The 3023-nt window shown below is 75.7% G+C and carries 2 protein-coding genes; both read left to right on the top strand.

The window, feature by feature from the left end:
- The first annotated feature begins 126 nt into the window (after positions 1–126).
- A complete protein-coding gene (locus tag L1885_RS26330) occupies positions 127–1302 on the top strand; it encodes a GGDEF domain-containing protein (RefSeq protein WP_235799664.1) in 1176 nt (391 codons plus the stop codon).
- A 162-nt stretch (positions 1303–1464) separates the two neighbouring features.
- A partial coding sequence (hutH, locus tag L1885_RS26325; RefSeq protein ID WP_235799665.1) for a histidine ammonia-lyase occupies positions 1465–3023 on the top strand: 1559 nt, incomplete at its 3' end.

Raw genomic sequence — 3023 nt, 5'->3', positions numbered from 1 at the left:
GCCGGGCGCCCGCCGGCCACGGGGGCCGGGCCGCCGCGCGGGCACCGGAACCGCCGTCGCGCACGCTGCGTAGTCGCCCTTCGCTCCGGGTGATCGAAACCTCCCGAACCACCCTAAGGTGGGGATATGGGAGTAGATGTGCGAATGCGTGGCATGGTGGCGCTCGCGCAGGGCATGGCGGCGGCCCACGCGCCGGACGAGTCCTGGCGGGCCGCCGCCGAGGGCGCCCGCGATGCCCTGGGCGGCAGCTTCGCCGCCCTCTCGGTGTGGGAGCGCGACCTCGGCAGGCTCCGGGTCCTCGTCAACGCGGGCGAGCGGGTGCCGGGCGAGGAGGAGTTCCCGCAGGACGAGGCGTACCCGGTGCATCAGTTCCCCGAGATCGCGGAGTTCCTGCACGAGAAGTGGGCGGGCGGCGGGGGCCCCAACGCCTGGGTCGAGACCGCGGTCGGCCCGGCCGCGGGGGACCCCGGATACCGCCACCAGCGGGTGGCCGCGCTGCGGCGGCGCGGGCGCGGCTGCTGCGTGGTCGCGCCGATCATCCTGCACGGCCGGGCCTGGGGCGAGCTGTACGTCGCCCGGCCCGTCGGCGCGCCCGTCTACGACGCGGACGACGCCGACTTCGCCACGGTCATCGCCTCCGTGGTCGCCGCGGGCATCGCCCAGACGGAACGGCTGGAGGAGGTGCGCAGGCTCGCCTTCACGGACCCGCTGACCGGCCTCGCCAACCGGCGGGCGGTCGACGCCCGGCTGGACGAGGCGATCACCCTCCACCGCCGGGACGGCACCGTGGTCAGCCTCGTCGTCTGCGACCTCAACGGGCTCAAGGCGGTCAACGACACGCACGGCCACGCGGTCGGCGACCGGCTGCTGGAGCGATTCGGCACCGTGCTGTCCGTGTGCGGGGCGAAGCTGCCGGGCGCGCTGGCCGCGCGACTCGGCGGGGACGAGTTCTGCCTGCTCACCGTCGGCCCCGGCGCCGACGAGGTGATCGTCGTTGCGGACGAGCTGTGCCTGCGGGCCGGCGCGCTCGACCTGGGCGAGGGCGTCGCCTGCGGGATCGCCTCGACCGCCGACCCGATCGGCCAGGTGCGCTCGGCGCGGCGGCTGTTCCGGCTCGCGGACGCGGCGCAGTACCGGGCGAAGGCCGAGCGGTCGGCCGTGCCCGTGGTCGCGGGCCGCGACGGCATGAGCATCCGGCTCGCGGACGCCGCGCCGGACAACTCCGGGGCCGTGGAGGGCGCACGCCGGCACTTCCGCGACGCACGGCCGCCGCTGCCGGAACCGGAACCGGAGCGCGAGTAGGACTCCGGGCCCGGGGCGGAGCCGGGATCGTGGGGCCGCTCGGGCCCGGGTCTCGTGAGCCGCACGGTCCCGCCCGCCCGTCCCCGGCCGGGCGCGCGCGGCGTGCCCAGACCCCGCCCGGTGACACACTCCGATTCAATCCGTACGCTGCTGAATATGGATATGCATACCGTCGTGGTGGGAACGTCCGGCGTCACCGCGCAGGACGTCGTCGCCGTCGCCCGCGAGGGCGCCCGTGTGGAACTCGACAGCGGGGCGCTCGACGCGCTCGCCGCCGCCCGCGCCGTCGTCGACGCGCTGGCCGCGAAGCCGGAGCCGGTCTACGGAGTCTCGACCGGGTTCGGCGCGCTCGCCACCCGCCACATCGGCCCGGACCTGCGCGCCCAGCTCCAGCGCAACATCGTGCGCAGCCACGCGGCCGGCATGGGCCCGCGCGTCGAGCGCGAAGTGGTGCGCGCGCTGATGTTCCTGCGGCTGAAGACGCTGGCCTCCGGCCACACCGGCGTACGGCCGGAGGTGGCGCGGACCATGGCCGACGTGCTCAACGCGGGCATCACCCCCGTCGTCCACGAGTACGGCTCCCTCGGCTGCTCGGGCGACCTCGCCCCGCTGTCCCACTGCGCGCTCGCGCTCATGGGGGAGGGCGAGGCCGAGGGACCCGACGGGACGGTGCGCCCGGCCGGCGAACTGCTCGCCGCGCACGGCATCACCCCCGTGGAACTGCGCGAGAAGGAGGGCCTCGCGCTCCTCAACGGCACCGACGGCATGCTCGGCATGCTCGTGCTGGCGCTGGCGGACCTCGCCCGGCTCTACACCTCCGCCGACATCACGGCGGCCTTCACTCTGGAGGCGCTGCTCGGCTCGAAGGGTGTCCTCGCCCCAGAGCTGCACGCGATCCGCCCCCACCCGGGGCAGGGCGCGAGCGCGGCCAACATGCTGAGCGTGCTCGCCGGTTCGGGGCTCACCGGGCACTTCCAGGAGGACGAGGCGCCGCGCGTCCAGGACGCCTACTCGGTGCGCTGCGCGCCGCAGGTCGCGGGCGCCGGACGCGACACCCTCGCGTACGCCGCCACCGTCGCGGAGCGCGAACTCGCCGCCGCCGTCGACAACCCGGTGGTCGTCTGGGGCGAGCCGGGCACCGAGTCCGGCGGGGGACGCGTCGAGTCGAACGGCAACTTCCACGGCGCGCCCGTCGCGTACGTGCTGGACTTCCTGGCCATCGCGGCCGCCGACCTCGGGTCCATCGCGGAGCGCCGCACGGACCGGCTGCTCGACAAGAACCGCTCGCACGGGCTGCCGGCCTTCCTCGCCGACGACCCCGGCGTTGACTCCGGGCTGATGATCGCCCAGTACACGCAGGCCGCACTCGTCAGTGAGATGAAGCGGCTGGCGAACCCGGCCTCGGTGGACTCGATCCCCTCCTCCGCCATGCAGGAGGACCACGTCTCCATGGGCTGGTCGGCCGCGCGCAAGCTGCGCACCGCCGTGGACAACCTCACCCGGATCGTGGCCGTCGAGCTGTACGCGGCGACGCGCGCGATCGACCTGCGCACCGGTCCGGACACGGGCCTCACGGCGGCGCCCGCCACCCGTGCCGCCGTCGACGCGCTGCGCGCCGCGGGCGTGCAGGGCGCCGGCCCCGACCGCTTCCTCGCGCCCGACCTCGCCGCCGCCGACGCCTTCGTGCGCTCGGGCGGGCTCGTCGCGGCCGTGGAGCCGGT

This window comes from Streptomyces fuscigenes (assembly GCF_021556455.1).
GTDB lineage: Bacteria > Actinomycetota > Actinomycetes > Streptomycetales > Streptomycetaceae > Streptomyces > Streptomyces fuscigenes.
Note: the sequence above shows the minus strand (reverse complement) of the source record. Positions and strands in the feature narration are given on the sequence as shown.

What these genes read in the sequence shown, in the direction of transcription:
- L1885_RS26330 (WP_235799664.1), top strand. Translation starts at nt 127, where the DNA reads ATGGGAGTAGATGTGCGAATGCGTGGCATGGTGGCGCTCGCGCAGGGC.